The organism is Xanthomonas sp. LMG 12459 (assembly GCF_009192905.1).
GTDB lineage: Bacteria > Pseudomonadota > Gammaproteobacteria > Xanthomonadales > Xanthomonadaceae > Xanthomonas_A > Xanthomonas_A sontii.
Genome location: NZ_NSGT01000033.1, coordinates 27,429 through 50,096 on the forward strand (window position 1 = coordinate 27,429; position 22,668 = coordinate 50,096).

18 protein-coding genes are annotated in these 22,668 nt (G+C 67.5%); 12 read left to right on the forward strand and 6 right to left on the reverse strand.

Annotation, left to right across the window (positions count from 1 at the left end):
* Window positions 1–199 precede the first annotated feature (199 nt).
* Window positions 200–511: a hypothetical protein gene (locus tag CEK65_RS08630; RefSeq protein ID WP_019800014.1), complete on the reverse strand. Its 312-nt coding sequence runs from the start codon at window positions 509–511 to the stop codon at window positions 200–202.
* Window positions 512–1,400: 889 nt separating this feature from the next.
* On the opposite strand from CEK65_RS08630, the gene CEK65_RS08635 reads away from it, so the two are divergent.
* The 5 genes from CEK65_RS08635 to CEK65_RS08655 all read left to right on the forward strand — a co-directional run bounded on the left by CEK65_RS08635 (window position 1,401) and on the right by CEK65_RS08655 (window position 8,700).
* On the forward strand, window positions 1,401–3,488 hold the full coding sequence (locus tag CEK65_RS08635) for a glycosyl hydrolase family 28-related protein (RefSeq protein ID WP_152181437.1): 2,088 nt from the start codon (window positions 1,401–1,403) through the stop codon (window positions 3,486–3,488).
* A 503-nt stretch (window positions 3,489–3,991) separates the two neighbouring features.
* Window positions 3,992–6,376 (forward strand): S9 family peptidase, encoded by a 2,385-nt coding sequence (locus CEK65_RS08640; RefSeq protein WP_152181438.1) that lies wholly within the window; start codon window positions 3,992–3,994, stop codon window positions 6,374–6,376.
* Window positions 6,377–6,901: 525 nt separating this feature from the next.
* On the forward strand, window positions 6,902–7,462 hold the full coding sequence (locus CEK65_RS08645; protein WP_152181439.1) for a hypothetical protein: 561 nt from the start codon (window positions 6,902–6,904) through the stop codon (window positions 7,460–7,462).
* A gap of 75 nt (window positions 7,463–7,537) precedes the next feature.
* A complete protein-coding gene (hemF, locus tag CEK65_RS08650) occupies window positions 7,538–8,437 on the forward strand; it encodes an oxygen-dependent coproporphyrinogen oxidase (RefSeq protein WP_017910342.1) in 900 nt (299 codons plus the stop codon).
* Complete coding sequence (locus CEK65_RS08655; protein ID WP_152181440.1) at window positions 8,434–8,700, forward strand: DUF2164 domain-containing protein; 267 nt, start codon at window positions 8,434–8,436, stop codon at window positions 8,698–8,700. The genes hemF and CEK65_RS08655 overlap by 4 nt, the downstream gene beginning before the upstream one ends.
* Before the next feature lie 519 nt (window positions 8,701–9,219).
* Here the strand turns inward: CEK65_RS08655 and polA are convergent.
* Entirely contained in the window at window positions 9,220–11,991 is a 2,772-nt protein-coding gene (gene polA, locus CEK65_RS08660; protein ID WP_152181441.1) for a DNA polymerase I, read from the reverse strand.
* 611 nt (window positions 11,992–12,602) lie between these two features.
* Here polA and CEK65_RS08665 point away from each other — a divergent pair.
* Window positions 12,603–12,896, forward strand: a complete 294-nt coding sequence (locus CEK65_RS08665) for a DUF2782 domain-containing protein (protein ID WP_017910345.1) — start codon at window positions 12,603–12,605, stop codon at window positions 12,894–12,896.
* Between the two features lie 246 nt (window positions 12,897–13,142).
* Here the strand turns inward: CEK65_RS08665 and CEK65_RS08670 are convergent, their stop codons facing one another.
* Both CEK65_RS08670 and CEK65_RS08675 read right to left on the reverse strand, forming a co-directional pair.
* A complete protein-coding gene (locus tag CEK65_RS08670; RefSeq protein ID WP_148828883.1) occupies window positions 13,143–13,589 on the reverse strand; it encodes a universal stress protein in 447 nt (148 codons plus the stop codon).
* A gap of 84 nt (window positions 13,590–13,673) precedes the next feature.
* Window positions 13,674–14,234, reverse strand: coding sequence for a sugar O-acetyltransferase (locus tag CEK65_RS08675; protein WP_152181442.1), 561 nt, complete (start codon window positions 14,232–14,234; stop codon window positions 13,674–13,676).
* 221 nt (window positions 14,235–14,455) lie between these two features.
* Here CEK65_RS08675 and CEK65_RS08680 point away from each other — a divergent pair, with 221 nt between their 5' ends.
* The 6 genes from CEK65_RS08680 (at window position 14,456) to CEK65_RS08705 (ending at window position 20,701) form a co-directional block, all read left to right on the forward strand.
* The gene (locus CEK65_RS08680; RefSeq protein WP_226975046.1) at window positions 14,456–14,752 is read left to right on the forward strand and encodes a hypothetical protein; all 297 of its coding nucleotides are present in this window, start codon (window positions 14,456–14,458) and stop codon (window positions 14,750–14,752) included.
* A gap of 291 nt (window positions 14,753–15,043) precedes the next feature.
* A complete protein-coding gene (locus CEK65_RS08685; RefSeq protein WP_152181443.1) occupies window positions 15,044–16,981 on the forward strand; it encodes a M61 family metallopeptidase in 1,938 nt (645 codons plus the stop codon).
* Between the two features lie 122 nt (window positions 16,982–17,103).
* Window positions 17,104–17,844, forward strand: coding sequence for an endonuclease/exonuclease/phosphatase family protein (locus CEK65_RS08690; protein ID WP_152181444.1), 741 nt, complete (start codon window positions 17,104–17,106; stop codon window positions 17,842–17,844).
* Window positions 17,841–19,046: a cardiolipin synthase ClsB gene (gene clsB / locus CEK65_RS08695; RefSeq protein ID WP_152181445.1), complete on the forward strand. Its 1,206-nt coding sequence runs from the start codon at window positions 17,841–17,843 to the stop codon at window positions 19,044–19,046. Before CEK65_RS08690 ends, clsB begins: the two co-directional genes overlap by 4 nt.
* Entirely contained in the window at window positions 19,043–19,978 is a 936-nt protein-coding gene (locus tag CEK65_RS08700; RefSeq protein WP_226980523.1) for a UPF0104 family protein, read from the forward strand. Before clsB ends, CEK65_RS08700 begins: the two co-directional genes overlap by 4 nt.
* A gap of 216 nt (window positions 19,979–20,194) precedes the next feature.
* A complete protein-coding gene (locus tag CEK65_RS08705; protein WP_193314734.1) occupies window positions 20,195–20,701 on the forward strand; it encodes a hypothetical protein in 507 nt (168 codons plus the stop codon).
* 218 nt (window positions 20,702–20,919) lie between these two features.
* On the opposite strand, the gene CEK65_RS08710 is transcribed toward CEK65_RS08705, so the two are convergent.
* Together CEK65_RS08710 and CEK65_RS08715 are read right to left on the reverse strand one after the other, a co-directional pair.
* Window positions 20,920–22,203, reverse strand: coding sequence for a HipA domain-containing protein (locus tag CEK65_RS08710; RefSeq protein ID WP_081616541.1), 1,284 nt, complete (start codon window positions 22,201–22,203; stop codon window positions 20,920–20,922).
* A gap of 2 nt (window positions 22,204–22,205) precedes the next feature.
* A complete protein-coding gene (locus CEK65_RS08715) occupies window positions 22,206–22,523 on the reverse strand; it encodes a helix-turn-helix transcriptional regulator (protein ID WP_223875660.1) in 318 nt (105 codons plus the stop codon).
* Window positions 22,524–22,668: the final 145 nt, after the last annotated feature.

Below are 22,668 nucleotides of genomic sequence, written 5' to 3' on the forward strand. Positions count from 1 at the left end.
GACCTCGGCATGGGCCACGCTGACAACACTCAGACCCGGTGTTCTCCCGCCGGCTTCGGCGTTTTTCGGAAAATTTCGACGACGACAGGCGAATCAGACATCGCCGTTTTCGGCTCGATCACTGGTTCGACAACGCACACGGCAGTGGCACTCCCACCGCGGCGCTGACCGTCTCACAATTGCTCGCCCTTACTCGCCTTTACTTCAAATAGATCTCGAGAATACTGCACCCTTTGGCTTGCACATTGACCTTGCGCTTATTGAGCAGCGCGGCCATCGCGATGGCCAGCATGCCTTTTCCTCCAGATTGCGCTTCATCGAACGTCATGATCGGCGCGGAGGGAGATGCGGTCTTGCACTCTTGAGACACGGCGCTAAACCAAACGAAATGACCTGTCCCCGATTGATACGCGTTGATCTGTGTGATTTCAACATCATTCAACCACTCGTTGGCGAACGACGGACCAGAGAAACACAGTAGAAACAGCAATGTCACCCACTTCATCTTCATGTATCGCCCCCTTTTATCTTGAATTTTTGGTTTACACGAAAAACACCATCAACATCTGAATTTACAGATTCCCAGATGCCCACCCCAGGCGACGTCATCACCATCTTTTTATCTAAGACTGAAAGAAAAGCGCAATTATATTGAAACGCCCACACCCCTTTGAAGATCAATTAGTTTGGGCGCCCCGCCCTTGCCTGCCCCGCCTGCCAGCAGTATGCCATTTTCACCCTGCGCCTGCACTCGCTGATTCCGAGTGCGCAGCTCCGGATAGACGCCTGTGGCCGACGGGCAACTCGATGCGCCAGTATTTCACGGTGTTGGCAGCTCGACGGCATAGCCATCATCCCGCGCAAGTCGGCCGGATGCTGCAGAGCTCGCATGACAGTGAAACGCCACCTGCTGAGACTTGAAGTGCAATCGGAGCGGGCTTTTGCAAGGCGCGCCGACGCCTCGAACAAAATCTGGCGATCCTGCCGCAAGTCGCGACGCCCGCACCCCATCACCGTCGTCCGTGACCTCTCATCAGACGCGAGGGACGCCCTTTCGTGAACTCCATGCGCTGCGCATGCGCACTGCGACCGATGTTCTCGGCGATTTTTCCCGGCACCCCCAAAGACTCCATCGATGGCTCGCCCGACACGCCATCTTGCGACCTGATTCAACACATCCCTTCAACGAAATCTCATCCGATGAGAGCGATCTTTCGGATGCTGCGGTTTCGCCCCATGGAGAACGGGTCTTATAGATCAATCATGCGCCATTCCCGCCGCACCCGTGGTACCCGCGCTCTTCAAGCACGACGGCATGTGCAACGAGGACCTCGCGTTTCCGCGGCCTATCGAGCAACCCCTCTTCCGCCAACAGCGCAATTTCATAAAGGATCAGGAAAATGACAGTTCCCAACAGCCGCAGCCGTCGACTCCACCATGGCGACGGAACGAACGACACGTTTCCCGGCCCTGTGGCTCACGCCGCAACTCATATAAAGGTATTTATTTTCAGCGGTGACAGGGCGATCGAACTGGATGGCGATAATTTCGACGTGGAAAGCGTTGGAGATGAATCCGGCACACGCGTCATATTGCGTCGCCCACCATCTGCGGAGGAAACAATCTTGTTAATCAGAGCGGCGCCCTACGTGCAGGAGATTGATCTCGTGGGTCGAGGCGAATTCGACGCGATCCTGATCGAACGCGGACTGGATGCGCTGGCCATGCAGATTCAGCAGATTGTTGACTCATCGGAAATGTCACGGGACGTACCTGCTTCGATGGCAGGTACCGGTGGTGACGCTCACTCACCTTTCCCGGCAGCCTCGCGTGAAAGCAATGCGCTGCTTGCTGCAGCGGAAGCCAGCGATCCTGACGACACGTCACTACGTGAGAGTCTCGCTCAAACCACTGGGGGAGACTTGATTGGTTACGCCTTTCCCGCGACTGGCGGAAGCACGACGGTCAAGAAATTCCTGGATGGCCTATGGGCAGCGACAGGCGCGCAGAACATACGGTTTCAGCAGGCGGCGGCCACCGGATCTTTGCCCGTACATGTTGCCGAGAAATTGAGCTACCTTCCTGTCTCAGTGCTGGAATTCGGCGCTGATCGCACCGGCGCTTCCGATTCGTCGGCAGCATTTCAGGCCGCGGTGAACTACGTGCAGAGTCGTGGCGGCGGGATTGTGCATGTACCATACGGCATCTATCAGATCGATGCTGCCGTGACGATTTCACGAGGGGGAATCGCGATCAAGGGCGACGGCGTCCTGGAAGAGTTTGTCGGCCCATTTGGCTCGACTGTTCCGCAACTCCGCGGCAATGGGTCGTGGATCCGTTTGGGCTCGATGACCGAGAGCGCGTTTGTTTTGGCATCCGGCTCGAACAATGTGCAGATATCTGGGCTTGGCTTCAATCAGGCCAAGCCTTCACCTGCACCCGGCTGGAATCCACCCGCGTACAAGCCTTGCATCCGGATCATTGCCGGCGGCGCTTGCTTGCTGGACAACCTGGTGTTTTTCGGCGTCACTGCCGGTATTGAAGTGGGCCAGCCGGGCGTCAGTACCGGACGCACGCGAATCGACAACGTATGGGGCGAGTTCTTCTCGTTCGGGATAAAGATTAATTTTGCGGCCGATGTGGTCCGCATCAACAATTTTCACCAATACCCGTTCTGGAGCGCTTTCACGGCAGATGTCGCCGCTTACACCCAGGCAAACACCTATGGCCTGATCTCGTACCGCAACGACAACTGTCAGATTGCCAACTTCTTCGTCTATGGCGTCTGGCGTGGCATGTACTTGGCCACAAGCGGGGACGGCGCCACCAATAAAATGATGGTGGCGAATGCCGACCTGGATGCGTGCGCGACCGGCGTCATGATAGACGGCAACGGCATCACCGCATCGATGACCAACCTTCAATGCCAACCCGGACCGAACACGCAGCTATCAAATAGCCGGGGTGTCTTCATCAATGGTGACAGAAATAGCCTGATGCTAGGCAATGTGCGTGTCGCGCGGACGACAGCAGAGGCTGTATTCGTCAGCGGGAACGACAACGCGATTGGCATCAGCAATTGCTATTTTGACAATTGGGACGATGCGCTGACTGGAGCCTTTACTGCGATTTCATCCACCAGCGCCTCGAACAGCATCCACCTGTCAGGCGCAATTACTTATTCCACGGGCACTGGTGCGCATGGGGCGTTTCTTGGTGGCCAGATGCAGGCCTACCACTGGCCCAACTGCGCCTCCGGCTCTCTGGCCGGCACGGTAGATGGTCGCGGCTTGGTGTCGATTACCCATGGACTCGGATTTGTTCCGGCACGCATCTTTGTCAACAACCAGACCGACTACGCGTTCCTCTTGAATGTGACGAATGCGGATAGCGCGAGCATCGAAGTCTCGGTTCGGGATGTGAACAAGGCCGGCGCTAGAGCCCCATCCGGGACGAATCTCGTGATCAACTGGTCGGCCAGCATGTAGCACGGGAAAGACGTTCAGTTCGACCAGCGCGGCTGCTCCAGTCGGTCGCCGCGCTGTCGACCGTTGGGGTGGGGCATGCACCCGCGACTTCCCAAGTCCCCAAAGACGCCGTTCGGCAAGACCAGGGCATGGTCACTTGGTCTTGCGGGCATCGCCGCTCGCGCGATGTTCCGGATTCGTACACGCAGGACGCCGCACCGGCGCCGCCTGCAGCCACCCGCCACGGCCAGGCATCGGAGGATGCGCCGCCCCGGCGCTGCCTACTGTCAACTGTGCGGTGATCGACATGTATTCATCGATACATGTTCGTGCCGGCGGCACGATGCCTACGGTTGCCGGTTGCACTGATTGGAGTCCGCCGGCGCCTCGGCGCCGCCCAGGCACCGGCGCGCCACGTGAGTGTTCACCTGTCGCTCTTGCGCCATGCGCCCATGACCAACGGCGCAATCGCGCCTCCCTGGCGACTGCTACCCTTGTGGTTTGCCGTTCGCCCGGAATTCCAGATGCGTCGTCTCGCCCTGAGCGCTGTTGTGTTGCTGTCCCTGTCCTGCCTGCCGCCGCTGGCCGCGGCCCAGGAGGCCGCCGCCCCGCTGACCATCGAGCAGGCCATGGCCGATCCGGACTGGATCGGGCCGCCGGTCGAGGATGCGTGGTGGGCCTGGGACGGGCGCCAGGTGCAGTACCAGCTCAAGCGCACCGGCAGCCCGGTGCGCGACACCTACCGCCGGGGCGTCGACGGCGGCGCCGCGCAGCGGGTCGAGGACGCCCAGCGCAGCACCCTGGACGCGGCCAACCCGGTCTACGACGCACGCCGCCAGCGCATGCTGTTCGTGCGCAACGGCGACGTATTCCTGCGCGACCTGCGCAGCGGCGCGCTGACCCAGCTGACCCGCAGCAACCAGGCTGCCGCGCGGCCGCAGTTCACCACCGATGGCGGCGCGCTGTGGCGGGTCGGCAACGACTGGTACCGCTGGAACCCGGGCGGCGGCGTGCAGCAGGCCGCGGTGCTCAAGGCCGAGCGCGATCCCGATGCCGCGCCCAAGCCCGACGTGCTGCGCGACCAGCAGCTGCGCACCCTGGAAACCCTGGCCCGCGACCGCGCCCAGCGCGAGCTGCTGCGCCAGCAGGAGCAGGCCTGGCGCCGCGCCGACAGCAGCCGCGCGCCGGCACCGGTGTACCTGGGCGACGACGTGGTGGTCGACGACAGCGCGCTGTCGCCGGACGGCCGCCACCTGCTGGTCGTCACCCACGCCAAGGGCGCCGAGGAAGGCCGCGACAGCAAGATGCCCAAGTACGTGACCGAGTCCGGCTACGCCGAGTTCCAGGAAGCGCGCACCCTGGTCGGGCGCAATTCGCCGGTGGCGCAGACCCTGTGGCTGGTCGATGCGGTGGCCGGCAGTGCGCGCAAGCTCGACCTGTCGGTGCTGCCCGGCATCGGCACCGATCCGCTGGCGGCGCTGCGCAAGGCCGCCAAGCAGGAGCCGCTGCAGGGCCCGCGCGCGGTGCGCGTGGAAACCGACGGCGACGGCAGCGGCGCCTCGATGCACTGGAGCGAGGACGGCCGCAACGTCGCTGTGCTGCTGCGTGCGGTGGACAACAAGGACCGCTGGATCGCCAGCGTCGACCTGGACAAGGCGGTGCTGCAGCCGCGCCACCGCCTCACCGATCCGGCCTGGATCAACTGGAGCTTCAACGACTTCGGCTGGATGCCGGACAACCAGACCCTGTGGCTGCTGTCCGAGCAGTCCGGCTATTCGCACCTGTACACCCAGCGCGGCACCGAGAAGCCGCGCCAGCGCACCTCCGGCAAGTGGGAAGTGTCCGCGCCGGTGGTCAGCGCCGACGGCCAGGGCTTCCTGTTCCTGTGCAACCGCAAGTGGCCGGGCGACTACGAGGTGTGCAAGCTCGACCTGCGCAATGACAGCGTCGCCGAGCTGACCGCGCTGGACGGCGTGGAGGACTTCGCGCTGTCGCCGGACGGCCAGCAACTGCTGGTGCACTACTCCGGCCCCTACCTGCCGCCGCAACTGGCGGTGCTGCCGGCCGCCGGCGGCAACGCGCGCGTGCTCACCGACACCCGCAGTGCCGCGTTCAAGGCGCGCCAATGGGTACAGCCGCAGTTCGTGCAGGTGCCGTCCAAGCACGGCGCCGGCACCGTCTGGGGCAAGTACTACGGTCCGGCGCAGCCGGAGCCGGGCAAGCGCTATCCGGTGGTGATGTTCGTGCACGGCGCCGGCTACCTGCAGAACGTGTCGGCACGCTACACCCCGTACTTCCGCGAGCAGATGTTCCACAACCTGCTGGTGCAGAAGGGCTACATCGTGCTGGACCTGGACTACCGCGCCAGCGCCGGCTACGGCCGCGACTGGCGCACCGCGATCTACCGCGACATGGGCCACCCGGAACTGGAGGACTACCTGGACGGCCTGGACTGGCTGGTCGACAGCAAGCAGGGCGACCGTGGCCGCGCCGGCATCTACGGCGGTTCCTACGGCGGCTTCATGACCTACATGGCGCTGTTCCGCAGCCCCGGCACGTTCAAGGCCGGCGCCGCGCTGCGCCCGGTCGCCGACTGGAGCCAGTACAACCACGAGTACACCTCCAACATCCTCAACACCCCGGACCTGGACCCGGAGGCCTACCGCACCTCCTCGCCGATCGAATACGCCAGCGGCCTGCGCGACCACCTGCTGATCGCCCACGGCATGGTCGACGACAACGTGTTCTTCAAGGACTCGGTGGATATGACCCAGAAGCTGATCGAGCTGCACAAGGACAACTGGGAGATCGCGCCATATCCGCTAGAGAAGCACGGCTTCACCCGCGCCGACTCCTGGCTGGACGAGTACAAGCGCATCCTCAAGCTGTTCGAACGCGAGCTGCGCTGAGCCGGCCGCATACCGAGGCGCCTGCCGTCGACGTGCGGCAGGCGCAGCGCCCGCGGGGCGCCTTCGGGACAGCGCCAACCACCGGTGTCCGTCACGCATCGCGCCGTTCCGCAGGAGTCAACGGTCATGCATCCGCGACGCGCGACGTGGTGAGCCTTCCGATGGCGCAATGCATCGGGACTGAAGTCCCCTCCCACAGTGCACCCGGCGGGCTCGCCGCAAGCCCCTGTGGGAGCGACCTCAGTCGCGACGAGGCTTTCCCGGTAAGGCGCGTCGCGGCTGCAGCCGCTGCTACGCGAGCGCCCGCAGCTAGGCCGTCCGGACGCAGACGGCATCGGCACGACCTTGGCGTAGCCCCGCTCCTGGCGACACCGCATCGGCAGCGCCCTGACCAGAGGCCGCGCATCGGCATAGGCGCCCCCCTCGCGCGCCACGCCGGCTTGCGCCCTGCTCCGCCATCCCTATCCTTGCCGGACTGCCGCCGGTGCGGCGCCGCCAGCGCCGCCCCGCCCCGAAGGACCGCCGATGCCGCCTCCGCCGCTGCCCCGCACTGCCGCCCGCAACCAGAATATCGATGCGATGGCCAAGCTCTCGCTGCTGCTCGGGGTGCTGTCGCTGCTGTACTCGCTGGGCCAGGCGCTGTTGCTGCTGACGCTGCCGGACGGGGCGATCAAGGGCATGCTGCGCGAGGCCGGACTGCCGTTGCCGCCGCTGCTGCAGTGGTGCGTCGCCCATGCACTGGCGCTGTCCTGGCTGTCGGCGCTGCTGTCGGCGGGCCTGTGCGCGGCGTCGTGGGCGCTGCTGCAGCGGCGCGACTGGGCGCGGCGGGCGTTCATCGTGTTCCTGGTGGTCACCGCCGCTGCCAACTTCGCGGTGCTGCCGCTGCTGTGGCAACTGTTCGATCTGCTGCAGGTCTGGGCGCCGCAGCACGCCTTCGACCCGCAACAGCTCCAGCACGACCTGGCGCTGGGCCGGATCACGCTCATGGTCAGCGGCGCGCTGACCGCCCTGGTCTTCGCCGGCCTGCACGGCTGGCTGGTCTACCAGCTGTGCCGCCCCGCGCTGCGCGCCGAGTTCCGCCGCTGACGCATGCCGACCGGCCCGCGCAGTCCGGGCAGTCCGCCGCAGACGCCTGACACAGCCAGCTTCTAGAATGGCGGCATGCATACCTTCGACCGCGTTCGCGACTATCTCACTGGCCTGCAAGACCGCATCTGTGCGGCGGTCGAGGCCGCCGACGGCCAGGCCCGTTTCGCCGAAGACCTGTGGCAGCGCGCGGAGGGCGGCGGCGGCCGTACCCGCATCCTGCGCGACGGCGCGCTGTTCGAGCAGGCCGGCATCGGCTTCTCCGACGTCGCCGGCACCCGCCTGCCGCCCTCGGCCAGCGCCAACCGTCCGGAACTGGCCGGCGCCTCGTGGCGCGCGGTCGGGGTGTCGCTGGTGTTCCACCCGCTCAGCCCGTACATCCCCACCACCCACGCCAACGTGCGCTACTTCGAGGCGCAGCGCGACGGCGCCACCGTGGCCTGGTGGTTCGGCGGCGGTTTCGACCTGACCCCGTACTACCCGTTCGACGAGGACGCCCGCCACTGGCACCAGACCGCGCACGACCTGTGCGCGCCGTTCGGCGAAGACCGCTATCCGGCGCACAAGCGCTGGTGCGACGAGTACTTCTTCCTCAAGCACCGCAACGAGACCCGCGGCGTCGGCGGCCTGTTCTTCGACGACCTGCATGCCGATTTCGAGCGCGACTTCGCCTACCAGCGCGCGGTCGGCGACGGCTTCCTCGACGCCTACCTGCCGATCGTGGAACGCCGCCGCGGCCTGCCCTGGGGCGAGCGCGAGCGCGAGTTCCAGCTGTACCGGCGCGGCCGCTACGTCGAATTCAACCTGGTCTACGACCGCGGCACCCTGTTCGGCCTGCAGAGCGGCGGCCGCAGCGAGAGCATCCTGATGAGCCTGCCGCCGCGGGTGCGCTGGGAGTACGGCTTCCAGCCCGAACCGGGCAGCGCCGAGGCGCGCCTGGCCGAGTACCTGGTGCCGCGCGAATGGCTGGCATGAGCGCGCAGGCACGTACCGCCGTGCTGGGCCGCGAGGACAAGCGCGCCATCGCCGACCAGTTGCAGGCCTACCTGCGCACCGAACTGCAGCAGCAGGTCGGTGCGTTCGAGGCCGAATTCCTGCTCGACTTCGTCGCCGAGCGCATCGGCCCGCACTATTACAACCGCGGCCTGCACGACGCCCGCACCACGCTGGCCGCGCAGATGGACACCCTGGACGACGCGCTCTATCAACTGCAGCAGCCCACCGACGCGCGCCGCTGAGCCGGGTCGCGCGCGCTGCCAGCGCGGCATCACGAACGTGCGGGCATAAAAAAGCCCCGCGGACCAGGGGGAGGTCGGCGGGGCCAGGGAACGGAGACTTGGGGAGGAGTCGCCGTTCCTGGATCTGCTCCAGGGGATGGGAGGAGATCCGCGACAGGTATTGCGCCTGTCGAGGGATATAAGAACATTCCCCACCTTGCTCGTTCGTGAAGATTTAAGTTAAAAATTTGTCAGATTAAGGACGGATTCATTCCCGAAAATCCGCGCAAATAAACCGCGTCAAAATTCCGTTCAATCAAAGCGATCCTGCACGCCCCGGGGTGTGACGCCAGTAGGAATTTGCGGCTTGTCGCGCCCGATGGGGTCAAAAAACCAACGCGAATGGGAAAGCGAAAATCGCGGGCGGGATAATCCTTCGGAAAACCCTCTGCGATATCCGGCGTGCATGCGCATGCGATGTCTACGCAAGACACCGCAGCGCCAGGTCGGGTCCCGGGTGCATGCCCGGAACCCGGGCACTCAATGCGCCTCGTCCCAGTTGTCGCCCACCCCGCTGTCCACCACCAGCGGCACCTTCAGCTCCGCCGCGGCGGACATCCGCCCGGTCACTTCCGGCAGCAAGGTGTCGACGAAGCCGGCATCGGCTTCGAACACCAGTTCGTCGTGCACCTGCAGGATCATCAACGCGCGGTCGCGGTGGTCCTGCAGCCAGGCGTCCACGCCGACCATGGCGCGCTTGATGATGTCGGCGGCGGTGCCCTGCATCGGGGCGTTGATCGCCGCGCGCTCGGCACCGGCGCGCAGGCCCTGCTGGCGGGCGTTGATGTCGTTCAGGTACAGGCGGCGGCCGAACAGGGTCTCCACGTAGCCCTGGGTGCGCGCCTGCTCGCGCATGCGCTCCATGAAGTCGCGCACGCCCGGGTAGCGGCTGAAGTACAGCGCCACGTAGTCCTGCGCCTCGCCGCGGCCGATGCCCAGGTTGCGGGCCAGGCCGAACGCGCTCATGCCGTACATCAGGCCGAAGTTGATCGCCTTGGCGGCGCGGCGCTCGTTGCCGGTGACCTCTTCGAGCTTGCGCCCGAACACCTCGGCGGCGGTGGCGCGGTGCACGTCCACGCCGCTGCCGAAGGCGCGCAACAGGCCCGGGTCCTCGGACAGGTGGGCCATGATCCGCAACTCGATCTGCGAATAGTCGCAGGCGATCAGCTTGCGCCCGGGCGGGGCGACGAAGGCGCGGCGGATGCGGCGGCCGTCGTCGGTGCGGATCGGAATGTTCTGCAGGTTGGGATCGGAGGAGGACAGCCGCCCGGTGGCGGCGCCGGCCTGGTGGTAGCTGGTGTGCACGCGACCGGTGTCGGGGTTGACCATCTCCGGCAGCTTGTCGGTGTAGGTGCTGCGCAGCTTGGCCAGGCCACGGTACTCCAGGATCACCCGCGGCAGCTCGTGCTGGTCGGCGATCGCCTCCAGCGCCTCCTCGTTGGTGCTGGGCTGGCCCTTGGGGGTCTTCAGCACCGCCGGCAGCTTCAGCTCGTCGAACAGCACCGCCTGCAGCTGCTTGGGCGAGTCCATGTTGAAGCTGCGCCCGGCCAGCGCGGTGGCCTTCTGCTGCGCGGCCAGCATGCGCTGGCTCAGGTCCTGGCTCTGCTTGCGCAGCTCGGCGATGTCCACGCACACGCCGTTGGCCTCGACCCGCGCCAGCACCGGCACCAGCGGCATCTCGATCTCGCGGTAGACCCGCGCCAGCGCCGGCTCGGCGTCCAACTGCGCCGACAGCGTGCGGTGCAGGCGCAGGGTGATGTCGGCGTCCTCGGCGGCGTAGCCGGTGGCATCGTCGATGGCCACCTGCGAGAACGCGATCTGCTTGGCGCCCTTGCCGGCCACGTCCTCGTACTTGACCGTGTCGTAGCCCAGGTAGCGCCGGGCCAGCGAGTCCATATCGTGGCGGCTGGCGGTGGAATTGAGCACGAAGCTCTCCAGCATGGTGTCGTCGGCGTAGCCGCGCACGTCCACGCCGTGGCGGCGCAGCACGTGCAGGTCGTACTTGCCGTGCTGGCCGACCTTGGGCTTGGCCGGGTCCTCCAGCAGCGGCTTGAGCATCTCCAGCGCCAGCGCGCGATCCAGTTGCACCGGCGCGCCCGGGTAGTCGTGGCCCAGCGGCAGGTAGTCGGCGCGGCCCGGCTCGGTGGCGAAGCTGAGCCCGACCAGGTTGGCGCGCATCGCGTCCAGCGCGTCGGTCTCGGTGTCGAAGGCGAAGCCGTCGGCGGCGCGCAGGCGCACCAGCAGTGCTTCGAATGCCTCGGGTGCGGTCACCGCGGTGTAGTCGCCCTTGGCGGCCAGCGCCGGGTCCAGCGCCGTATCGGCGGCCGGCGCCGCGGCCCGGGCATAGCCGGCGGCGGTGCCGCGCAGGCTGGGCGTCGCCTCGCTGGCGGCCTCCGGCGCGGCCACGCCGCCGTCCAGGTCGCGCAGCGCCTGGGTAAAGCCATAACGCTGGTACAGGCCGCGCAGCTGCTCCGGCTCCTGTTCGCGCAGGCCCAGGGTGCGAGGGCCGCCGGGCAGCGCCACGTCGGTCTTGATGGTGACCAGTTCGCGGTTCAGCGGCAGGCGCTGCAGCGCCGCGCGCAGGTTGTCGCCGATCTTGCCCTTGATGCTGTCGGCGTGGGCGATCACCCCGTCCAGCGAGCTGTACTCGGCCAGCCACTTGGCCGCGGTCTTGGGTCCGCATTTCTCCACGCCCGGCACGTTGTCGATGGCGTCGCCCATCAGCGCCAGCAGGTCGACGATCTGGTGCGGCCAGACCCCGAACTTCTCCATCACCGCCGCATCCGAGTCCATGCGGCTGCCGCTCATGGTGTTGACCAGTTGCACGCCGGGGCGCACCAGCTGGGCGAAATCCTTGTCGCCGGTGGAGATGGTGACGTCCAGGCCGTCGCCGGCGCCCTGCAGGGCCAGGGTACCGATCACGTCGTCGGCCTCGACCCCGTCCTGGCGCAGGATGGTGATGCCCAGCGCATGCACGATCTGGCACATCGGCTCGACCTGGGCGCGCAGCTCGTCGGGCATCGGCGGGCGGTTGGCCTTGTACTGCGGGTACAGGTCGTCGCGGAAGGTCTTGCCCGGCGCGTCGACCACGAAGGCCACGTACTCGGGGCGCTCCTTGAGGGTGGCGCGCAACATGTTGACCACGCCGAACAGCGCGCCGGTGGGCTCGCCGGCGGCATTGGTCAGCGGCGGAAGCGCGTGGAACGCGCGATACAGGTAACTGGACCCGTCGATCAGGACTAATCGGCTCATCGGCCAATTCTACGCTGCGGCGTGTTCGCGGCCCTGAAATGAATACCGCCCCAGGGCAGAGGTGCACGGGCGGTTAGCCCCTCTCCCACCGGGAGAGGGGTTGGGGTGAGGGTACGGCGCGAAGCGACGCGCCGACCTAAATCCACGAGGCTGCGCACGCACCCTCATCCGCCCCTGCGGGGCACCTTCTCCCGGAGGGAGAAGGAAAGGCGCGAGCCCCTATCCCACCGGGAGAGGGGTTGGGGTGAGGGTCCGACGCGAAGCGACGCGCTGATCTGGATCCACGCGGTTGCGCCCGTACCCTCATCCGCCCCCTACGGGGCACCTTCTCCCGGCGGGAGAAGGGAACAGCCAGGAGCCCCTCTCCCACCGGGAGAGGGGTTGGGGTGAGGGTCGGCGCGAAGCGACCCGCTGACCTGGGTTCACGAGGCTGCGCGCGTACCCTCATCCGCCCCTACGGGGCACCTTCTCCCGGCGGGAGAAGGGAACAGCCAGGAGCCCCTCTCCCACCGGGAGAGGGGTTGAGGTGAGGGTACGGCGCGCCATTCCCACACCGCATGCAGACACTCGGCGCATACTCTGCGCATGTCCTGCCCGTGGAGAACACCGCAATGAAAGCCCTGATCCTCGTTCCGCTGTTGCTGCTGGCGGGCTGCGCCTCGACCGGCCTGGGCCCGGACGGTGCACCGATGGACGTGCGCGGCGCGGAAACGACCCAGCGCAAGATGGACAACGGCGACACCGTCGACGAGTACCGCGTGGGCGGCCAGCTGCGCATGGTCAAAGTGACGCCGGCGCGCGGCCCGGCCTACTACCTGTACGACCGCAACGGCGACGGCCACATGGAAGTGGACGGCAGCAAGGACAATGTGTCGCCCGTGTACTGGAAGCTGTACAGCTGGTGACGTCGCGCCCGGCGCGTCGCCCAACGGTGGCGGCGCGCGGGCGTGCTCGCGTCCCCGATCTGCACAGACGGACGAATGCATGCACGTGCCGGATGCCGGCCCCCTGTCGCGGCGTCGCCTCCCGGCGCAGCCGCGTGACAGGCCGAAGCGTATCGGCAAAGCGATAGGTCGCTGCCGCCAGCGGCCGGATGCCGGCCTCGAACGTGTTCCGCACCGCGCCGACCCCGGCGCGGGCCGGTCAGCGCCTCAGCGGATCACCAGCACCGGCACCTGGCTGTTGGCCAGCACTTCCGCGGTCTGGCTGCCGAGCAGGACCCGGCTCATGCCGCGGCGGCCGTGCGAGGTCATCACGATCAGATCGCTGTTGCAGGCCACGGCCATGTCGATGATGCCCTCGGCGGCGTAGCGGTCGAGCACGTGACGGCCGTGCGCGGTCACTCCGGTGGCCGCGGCGGCGGCCAGCGCCGGCGCCAGGATCTTCTGCGCGCCGGCCTCGCGGTCCTGGCGGTATTCGGGGCTGGCCTCGTAGCCCACGCTCCAGCCCATCGCGTCGTACATGCCCATTGCCCACGGCTCGGACACGGTGACGATATCCACGTCCGCGCCGAGCTCGGCGGCCAGCGCCAGCCCCTGCTGCAGACCCTTGGCGGACAACTCGGAACCATCGATGGCGATCAGGATGCGCTGGTACATGGGATGCTCCGGTGACGCCGCACACGGCGGCCTGGACAGCATTGCACACCCATTGCGCGGTGCCTGCCTTGACCCGGATCAAATTCAGTCGCTGTGCGGCTTCAGCAGGTGTGCTGGATTGCCGGCCACGCGCGCGCCGGCCGGCACGTCGCGGGTGACCACGCTGCCGGCGCCGACCACCGCGTCGTCGCCGATGGTCACACCGGGCAGTACGATCGCGCCGCCGCCAATCCAGACGTTGCGCCCGATCGTCAGCGGCCGCCCCAACTCCAACCCCTCGGCGCGCTGCGCAGCATCGCGCGGATGATCGGCGGCATAGAGTTGCACCGCCGGCCCGATCTGGGTGCCGGCGCCGATGTGCACCGGTGCCACGTCCAGGATCACGCAGTTGAAGTTGAGGAACACGTCCTCGCCGAGATGGATGTTGTAGCCGTAGTCGCAATGGAACGGCGGCCGCACCACCGCGCCGCGTCCCACCGAACCCAGTCCTTCGACCAGCAGCGCGTGCCGCCGCGCCGGTGGCTCGGCCAGCGCCGCGTTGTAGCGCTGCATCCAGGCACTGGCCGCGTCCTGCTCAACCTGCAGTTGCGCGTCGTTGGGGCGATACGCCTCGCCGGCCAGCATCTTCTCTTTCTCGCTTCGCATCCTTGCCCTCCCAGGCAGTGGTCGAACGCGAATGATCGCATCGCGCTGCGTCACGGCGCGTGTCCCTGGCGGTGACGCGCACACGGCAGCCACGACGATGTCGTGACCCGCAGACCACGCGGCATTCACCGTCCAGCAACGCCTGCGCGTCCGATCATCGAACACCCGTGCCGGCACATTCCAGCCCGCGTGGACTCTCTCCCAGACAAAGGCGGTGCGCGATGTCCGAACGTGTGGAAGCAGGCCAGATGGTGTTCGTGGCCGATGGCGAGGTCGGTGTGGGGGCAGTGCGCGAGGTGCGCGACGGCGGCGCCACGTTCGTCGTCAATATCGAGAACGGCGGCGATTTCGTGGTGCCGTCGAGCGCGGTGCGCGACGTGCACTTCGGCAAGGTGATCCTGGCGGTGGAGCGGCTGCCGGCGCCGCTGCGCGAGGCGTTACGACATCCTCACGCTGCGGAGTTGCCGACGTCCACCTATGCCGCCAGCGATCCGGGCGACGGGGCGCTGAAGGACTGAGGCGGCACACTTTCCGGCTGCAACACCGAAGCTGCGGTGCAGCCGGAGTCCAAGGGGTTGCGCACTTGGCGGCGGTCCACAGCGGGCCAGCGCTGGACGACCGCCGCTGCCGCCAGACGCCAGAGGGACACCGCTGTCGCGCGGCCGTCCCGGGATCACAGCCCGGGCCCCGTGGCCCCCGGATGAACGGCATTGCCCGGCACCTGCATGACCGGGCTGGGCAAGTGCGCCGGCGATGGCGGCAGGTGCTAACGTTCCGCGTTTCCGCACCCATCGCCCTCGGAGCCGCGCATGTCCGCCACCGCTTTCCCCGCCTCCCGTTGCGCCCGTCGGGCGCTGGTCCTCGGCATCGGCCTGGCGCTCACCGGCGCCGCGCAGGCACAGGTGGTGCGCGCACCGGACGTGCCGGCGCCGCAGGACACGCCCTACCCCGGCACCCTGACCCTGCAGGTGGACGCCGGCGATGTGCGCCAGGGTATCTACCGGGTGCACGAGACCATCCCGGTCAGCGCCGGGCGGCTGACCCTGCAGTACCCACAATGGATCCCCGGCGACCATTCGCCGAGCGGGCCGGTGGCGATGCTGGCCGGTCTCACCCTCACCGCCAACGGCAAGCCGCTGCCGTGGCGCCGCGACACCTTCGACGTGTACAGCTTCCACGTCGACGTGCCGCAGGGCGTGAGCGCGATCGACGCCAGCTTCCAGTACCTGTCGCCGCGCGACGACGGCTTCGAGATGACCGACAAGATGCTGCAGCTGGAGTGGAACAAGGTGGCGCTGTACCCGGCCGGCCACGACACCCGCGGCATCACCGTGGCGCCGAGCGTGACTCTGCCGGCCGGCTGGGAATTCGGCACGGCGCTGGAGACCGCCAGCCGCGACGGCGCCACCACCACCTTCAAGCCAGTGGACTTCACCACCCTGGTCGACTCACCGATCTACGCCGGGCGCTACTTCAAGCGCGTGGACCTGACCCCGGCCGGCGGCGCGCCGGTGCACCTGGACGTGGTCGCCGACGCACCGCGGTTCCTGGACATCAGCGCCGAGCAGCTGCAGGCGCACCGCAATCTGCCGGTACAGGCGATCAAGCTGTTCGGCTCGCATCACTATGCGCATTACGACTTCCTGTTCTCGCTGTCGGACGTGCTGGGCGGCAACGGCCTGGAGCATCACCAGTCCAGCGAGAACGGGCTGGCTGCCGACTACTTCAGCGCCTGGGACGAGAACGCGCCGGACCGCGACCTGCTGGCGCACGAGTACACGCACTCCTGGAACGGCAAGTTCCGGCGTCCGGCCGACCTGTGGACGCCGACCTTCAACGTGCCGATGGGCGACTCGCTGCTGTGGGTCTACGAGGGCCAGACCCAGTACTGGGGTTATGTGCTGACCGCCCGCGCCGGCATGTGGACACCGCAACAGTTCCGCGATGCGCTGGCGATGACCGCGGCCAACTACGATCGCAACCGCGCCGGCTTCCGCTGGCGCTCGCTGGAGGACACCACCAACGACCCCACCGCCGCGCATCGCGCGCCGCTGCCCTACCGCAGCTGGCAGATGAGCGAGGACTACTACAGCGGCGGGCAGATGGTGTGGCTGGCGGTGGACGCCAAGCTGCGCGCGATGAGCGGCGGGCGCAAGTCGCTGGACGACGTGGCCAAGGCGTTCTTCGGCGTCGACGACGGCAGCTTCGCGGTCAAGACCTACACCTTCGACGACGTCATCGCCGCGCTCGACGGCGTGGTCCACTACGACTGGGCCGACTACATCAACCGGCGCGTGTACCAGGTGGATCCGCCGCTGCTGGAAGGCCTGCAGGCCAGCGGCTGGAAGCTGGTGTACACCGACCAGCCCAGCGAATTCGAGAAGCAGTACGACGGCCGCCACCAGTCGGCGCGGCACCGCTACAACTTCGCCTGGTCGATCGGCCTGGTGATGAACGACGACGCCAGCATCAATGACGTGCTGTGGGATGGCCCGGCGTTCAAGGCCGGGGTCAGCAGCGGCGCCACTGTGCTTGCGGTCAACGGCCAGGACTATTCGCGCGACACGCTCAAGCAGGCGATCGCCGACGCCAAGGGCGGCAGCGCGCCGATCGTGCTGACGCTCAAGTACCAGGGCGGCGTGCGCGACGTGCCGGTGAACTATCACGACGGCCTGCAGTATCCGCACCTGGTGCGGGTCGAGGGCACGCCGGACTACCTGAGCAAGATCATCGCCGCACGGCGCTGAGCCGACCCGCCGCCGCTGCGGTCAACGCAGCGGCGGCAGGTGCGCGACGCGACACCGTCACGCGCCGCACGCGGATGCCGACGACAATGGCAGGCGGAGTTTCCGCCCCGTCCCGTCCCGGCATGCCTGCGATCGAGTTGCTGACCATCAATGCGCACATGGGCTTCAGCGTGCTGAAGCAGCGCTTCATGCTGCCGGAGTTGCGTGCGGCGATCCGCGCCCTGCCCGCGGACCTGGTGTTCCTGCAGGAAGTGCTGGGCGAGCATCAGCTGCATGCCGGCCGCCACGCCGACTGGCCGGCGCAGAGCCAGTACGAATTCCTCGCCGATACGCTGTGGCCGCAGTTCGCCTATGGCCGCAATGCAGTGTATCCGCATGGACACCACGGCAACGCGCTGCTGTCGCGCTTCCCGATCGCCTCCTTCGTCAACCGCGACGTCTCCATCGCCGGCCACGAGCACCGCGGGCTGCTGCATGCGGTGCTGGAGATCCCGGGGCATGCGCTGGCGGTGCATGCGATCTGCGTGCACCTGGGCCTGCGCGAGGCGCACCGGCGTCGGCAGATCGGCCTGCTCGGCGCGCTGATCGCCGAACTGCCGTCACAGGCGCCGCTGATCGTCGCAGGCGACTTCAACGACTGGCGCCAGCGCGGGCATCCGCTGCTGCAGCGGCATGGCCTGACCGAGGCCTTTGCGCAGCTGCACGGACGCGTGGCGCGCAGCTTCCCGGCGCGCTGGCCGCTGTTGCCGCTGGACCGCATCTATGTGCGCAACGTGCGCATCGAGGCCGCACGGGTGTTGACCGGCCGGCCATGGTCGCACCTGTCCGACCACGCCCCGCTGCATGCCAGGATCGTGCTGTGAACCGGACCGCGAACCGCGACACGCGCTGGCGCCAGGGCCACCGCCTGCAGTTGCTGGAGAACGGCGATGCGTATTTCCCGCGCGCCTTCGCCGCGATCGACGCGGCCCGGCACGAGGTGCTGCTGGAGACCTTCATCTGGTTCGAGGACGAGGTCGGCCTGGCGCTGAAGGACCACCTGGTCGCGGCCGCGCGTCGCGGCGTGCGCGTGCACCTGCTGGTGGATGCGTTCGGCTCGCCGGATCTCTCGCCCGGCTTCGTGCGCGAACTGACCGAGGCCGGCGCCGAGCTGCGCCTGTTCGACCAGCAGCCGACCCTGCTCGGCGTGCGCCTGAACGTGTTCCGGCGCATGCACCGCAAGCTGCTGGTGGTGGACGGGCGGATCGGCATGATCGGCGGCATCAACTGGTCGGCCGATCACCTGGCCGATTTCGGCCCGGAGGCGAAACAGGACTACGCGGTGGAGGTACAAGGCCCGGTGGTGGCGGATATGGTCGCGTTCGTGCGCCGGACCCTGGCCACCCACGGTACCGGTGCGGGTTGGGTGCCGCAGGAGAACGTCGATGTGCCGCCCGCCGGCGCGGCCGAGGTGTGCTTCCTGCCGCGCGACAACGCCGGCCGTTCACGCAGCATCGAGCGCGCCTACCGGCAGGCATTCCGCAACGCGCGGCACGAGATCGTGATCGCCAACGCCTACTTCTTCCCCGGCTACGGCTTCCTGCGCGACCTGTGCGCCGCTGCGCGCCGCGGCGTGGCGGTGAAGCTGATCTTCCAGGGGCAACCGGACACGCCGCTGGCGTTGTCCGCCGCACGCGCGCTGTACCGGCATCTGGTCGACGCCGGCGTGCAGATCTTCGAGTACTGCGAGCGCCCGTTCCACGGCAAGGTCGCGGTGATCGATGGGCACTGGAGCACGGTGGGATCGAGCAACCTGGATCCACTGAGCCTGGCGCTGAACCTGGAAGCCAACCTGGTGATCCGCGATGCCGCCTTCGCGCGCGACCTGCACGGGCGCCTGCAGCGACTGATGCAACGGCACTGCCGCGAAGTCGTGCCGGCGCAGGTGCCGCACGGACGCTTCTGGCAACCGCTGCTGCGGCCGCTGCTGTTCCATGTGCTGCGCAACGTGCCGCAGTGGGCCAGCCGCCTGCCCAAGCGCACGCCGCGCACTGCGCTGCTGCGGCGCGAGCGGCACGCGCCATGAACCATCCGCGCACGCGTTGGCGCATGCTGCGCCGCTTCGCCTATCTGGCCTTCCTGGTACTGGTGGCGGTATTGCTGGTGCGCGCGGCGCGCACCGTGGACTGGGCGCAGGTCGGCACCACCCTGGCGGGCTACGGTGCCGGCACCCTGGCCGCCGCCGCAGGCCTGAGCCTGGCCAGCTACGTGCTGTATGCCGGCTACGACCTGGCCGCGCGACGTTACGCGGCGCACGCGGTGCCAACGCCGCGGGTCATGGCGATCGCGGACATCGCCTACGCTTTCAGCCTGAATGTCGGTGCGCTGATCGGTGGCACCGCGATCCGCTACCGCCTGTACGGACGCGCCGGGCTGGGCCTGGCGACGATCAGCCGCGTGGTCGGCTTCGCCATCGCCACCAACTGGATGGGCTATCTGCTGCTGACCGGCGTGCTGCTGGTCAGCGGCCGCCTGCGCACGCCGGCGCAGTGGCCGCTGAGCGGCGAGGTGCTGCCATGGGTCGGCGCCGCCATGCTGGGCTTGGTGGTGGCCTACCTGATCGCCTGCCAGCGCGCGCACGGCCGCACGCTGCAGGTGCGCGGCCACGTCCTGCACCTGCCGCCGTTGCCGCTGGCGCTGCTGCAACTCGGCCTGGGCACCTGCAACTGGGCGCTGATGGGCGCCCTGCTGTACGTGCTGATGCCGGCCGGCGTGGCCTATACCGCGGCGCTCGGCGCACTGCTGGCGGCGGCCGTGGCCACCGCCATCGCCCACGTGCCGGCCGGCATCGGCGTGCTCGAAGCGGTGGTGCTGCCGCTGCTGGGATCGCATGCACCGCAAGCGGAACTGCTGGCGGCATTGCTGGCCTATCGCGCCTTCTACTACCTCGGCCCGCTACTGCTGGCTTGTACCGGCTATGCGCTGCTGGAAGCGCGGCGACGGCGTGGCGCGGGCTGAGCGAGGCCGTGTGCGCGACGGACCCAGCCTCCTGACCACCTGACCTGTTGCGCTGCGCCTGCGGTGCCAGCGTCGCAGCGCACGCGTCCTGAAGCAGGACGGTCATGCCGCCGCACGGATGCGCTCTTCGGCACCCCGGCACGCTCGACCGAGCGAACGCGCGCAGCGCACACCATTGGCTGTCCTCATCGCCGCACACCATCCCCGGGAGGTCGAATGAAACTGCTGTTCGCCGTCGCGCTCGCGGCGCTGCTGTCGCCGTGTCTGTCCGCATCCGCCGCACCCGTTGCGCCCTCGCCCCTGCTCGGCAACTGGGCCGTGGACGTGGCGCGCCTGGATCGGGCGCCCCAGGATCGGCCCAAGGCGGTCACCCTGCGCTTCAGCGAGGCGGGCAAGGGCAAGTGGGCGGTCAAGGTCGACATCGCCGAACAGGGCGGCGGCACCATGCATGCCGAAGGCGTCGCCGCGCTCGATGGCCGCGCCACGCCGGTGAAGAACAACTTCGAGGCCGATGTCTTCGCGCTGCAGATGCCCGCGCCCAACGTGCTGGCGATGATGCTGTCCAAGGACAGGAGCGTGGCCTCGCCCCGCATCTACACCGTCGCCGCCGACGGACGCTCGATGACCGAGACGGTCTCCGCGTTCGCGCCGGACGGCACGCCGACGATGCGCACCAACTACTTCACCCGCGTCGCGGCGTCTGCCACGCCGTCGTCGCGCTGACCCACCCGCCGGGCGCGGCATGTCAGACCGGTGCTGGCCTACGCAGCTCTCCAGCGAGGTACAGGCCAGGAACCCAACCAGCTCGGTCATCGCCTGTCGTCCTGGCGCGGCCGCGGTCGCTGACGTAGGGACCATGAAGCAAGACCATGGATGCTCCCTGCGTAGATGCCCGTCCTGCCCGGCCAGTCGCGCCAGCCCGCCGCGAGCGGCAGACCGCGTTACAGGAACCGGTTCACTTGCGCCAGGCCGATCTGCGATGGCCGCCGGAATGCGTTCTGCACCTTGTCGATCTGCGAACCAGGTACGCCTTGCGCCTCGAAGTGGCCTTTCCACTCGCGCACCACGCCCGCCACCTCATCGATCACCGCTGCCGCGGCCGCGGTGGTGAGGGCAAACCTCGCGCAGTGCGTGAGCGCGTTGTCGAGCGTGGACAGGCGCCCCTGTGCGCCGATCCCCAGATGCAGGAAGCGCTCGCTGCCGCCGCTCGGCCTGGGAACCACGTCGTAGAGCGGGCTCAGGCGCCAGCCGCCGAGGTCGCCACGGTACACAAGCGCGTGGTTGCGGAGATGGTCGTCGTCATTGCAGACCAGAATGTTGAACACCATGCGCCGGAACAGTTCGTGGCGATCGGCAGTCACCTGTCCCGCCGCACCCAGCCGGCCCAGCGCGTCGGCGATGTCCGCATAGGCCATCTTCGGCGAATCCATTTCATGCACGCCCAGCGCCGTCAGCGCACTGACCATATGCCATTTGCGATAGCCCTCGGCCTCGGTGCCGCGATCGAAGCGCGCAATCATCATCACCGTCCCGCGACCTGGCACATCGATCAGCCGGGTGTCGGGAACATCCATCTTGGCAAGACGGGCCAGTTCCAGCGTGGCGTGCTCGATCAAGGGAATGTCGAACGGATCGCGCCGGGTCGGGAACTTGGCCAACCATTGCCGTCCCTGATCGACCAGCACCGCTTTGGGCCGCATGCCGCCGAGCGTGGGCGCCTCGCCCAGCAGCTCGAGCAAGTGTTGCGGAACGGACTCGCCCTCTTCGATTCGCTCGGCGGCATCGAGCAGATGATCCAGATGCATCGGCCGCAGCAGACCGCTGTCGCGCGGCGCGTCTTCGGGACTGCGACGGAAGTCGAGGGCACCGCTGCGATTGGGACTGGAATTGTCGATCAGCACCCGGTCGTTGAGTTGGCCTTCCTGGATGCGCAGCGTGTTGGCAAGCACGCGCCGGCCCCAGGCATCGGGAAGGGCATCGCGGATGGCGCCGAAAAGGGCGAGATCGCCCGGCGGCGCGACCTCGATACCGGGCACTACTTCGTCCAGGCGCAGGCTGCGGGGATCGACGTCGATGGCGCCGGGGCGGCGGGAATAGCGCATGCCATAGGCAAACCGGCTACCGACTGATGCGGCGTGCGTTTCCACCAGCGTCAGCAGCCCTGCGGGCACGTCCTGATCGGCTCCCTCAAGGCGGATCATGACGTAACGTTCGTGGACCGGCATCGTCAGAAATCCAGTTTCTTGCGCAGATCGCGCTTGCGCACCCGGCGTCCATGCGCCGCATCCATGGCCTGCGCCACCGGATCGTGCAATGCCTGCAATGTGCCAAGCAGGCCCAGCACTTCCATGACGCTGACCCACGCCCAGATGGCGACGCCGGGATTGCCCGATTCGATCTTGAGGACGGTCAGACGGCTGACCCGGGCACGCTCGGCCAGTTCCTCCTGGGTCATCGTCCGGGCTCTACGGCCGCGACGAATGACGTCTCCCAGCGACGTGATGGCCGAGCTCGCCAATGGCGACAACCTGTCGTAAGCAGCCATGTCTTCAATCCGATACGCAAACGGCGTTTATGCAATTAATCGGATACATCATACCGCGGCAGACATCGGCCGCAAATCGAAGAATAGTCTTCAATTATGAATCTTATGCAGCTTTAAGTCTTCTATTGAAGACATTTAGAACGTC

Coding starts and splice junctions, on each gene's coding strand:
- CEK65_RS08665 (WP_017910345.1), top strand. CDS start 12,603: ATGAAAGCCCTGATCCTCGTTCCGCTGTTGCTGCTGGCGGGCTGCGCC.
- CEK65_RS08655 (WP_152181440.1), top strand. CDS start 8,434: ATGAGCGCGCAGGCACGTACCGCCGTGCTGGGCCGCGAGGACAAGCGC.
- CEK65_RS08700 (WP_226980523.1), top strand. CDS start 19,043: ATGAACCATCCGCGCACGCGTTGGCGCATGCTGCGCCGCTTCGCCTAT.
- CEK65_RS08645 (WP_152181439.1), top strand. CDS start 6,902: ATGCCGCCTCCGCCGCTGCCCCGCACTGCCGCCCGCAACCAGAATATC.
- hemF (WP_017910342.1), top strand. CDS start 7,538: ATGCATACCTTCGACCGCGTTCGCGACTATCTCACTGGCCTGCAAGAC.
- CEK65_RS08680 (WP_226975046.1), top strand. CDS start 14,456: ATGTCCGAACGTGTGGAAGCAGGCCAGATGGTGTTCGTGGCCGATGGC.
- CEK65_RS08715 (WP_223875660.1), bottom strand. CDS start 22,523: ATGGCTGCTTACGACAGGTTGTCGCCATTGGCGAGCTCGGCCATCACG.
- CEK65_RS08685 (WP_152181443.1), top strand. CDS start 15,044: ATGTCCGCCACCGCTTTCCCCGCCTCCCGTTGCGCCCGTCGGGCGCTG.
- polA (WP_152181441.1), bottom strand. CDS start 11,991: ATGAGCCGATTAGTCCTGATCGACGGGTCCAGTTACCTGTATCGCGCG.
- CEK65_RS08630 (WP_019800014.1), bottom strand. CDS start 511: ATGAAGATGAAGTGGGTGACATTGCTGTTTCTACTGTGTTTCTCTGGT.
- CEK65_RS08690 (WP_152181444.1), top strand. CDS start 17,104: ATGCCTGCGATCGAGTTGCTGACCATCAATGCGCACATGGGCTTCAGC.
- CEK65_RS08640 (WP_152181438.1), top strand. CDS start 3,992: ATGCGTCGTCTCGCCCTGAGCGCTGTTGTGTTGCTGTCCCTGTCCTGC.
- CEK65_RS08635 (WP_152181437.1), top strand. CDS start 1,401: ATGACAGTTCCCAACAGCCGCAGCCGTCGACTCCACCATGGCGACGGA.
- CEK65_RS08705 (WP_193314734.1), top strand. CDS start 20,195: ATGAAACTGCTGTTCGCCGTCGCGCTCGCGGCGCTGCTGTCGCCGTGT.
- CEK65_RS08710 (WP_081616541.1), bottom strand. CDS start 22,203: ATGCCGGTCCACGAACGTTACGTCATGATCCGCCTTGAGGGAGCCGAT.
- CEK65_RS08675 (WP_152181442.1), bottom strand. CDS start 14,234: ATGCGAAGCGAGAAAGAGAAGATGCTGGCCGGCGAGGCGTATCGCCCC.
- CEK65_RS08670 (WP_148828883.1), bottom strand. CDS start 13,589: ATGTACCAGCGCATCCTGATCGCCATCGATGGTTCCGAGTTGTCCGCC.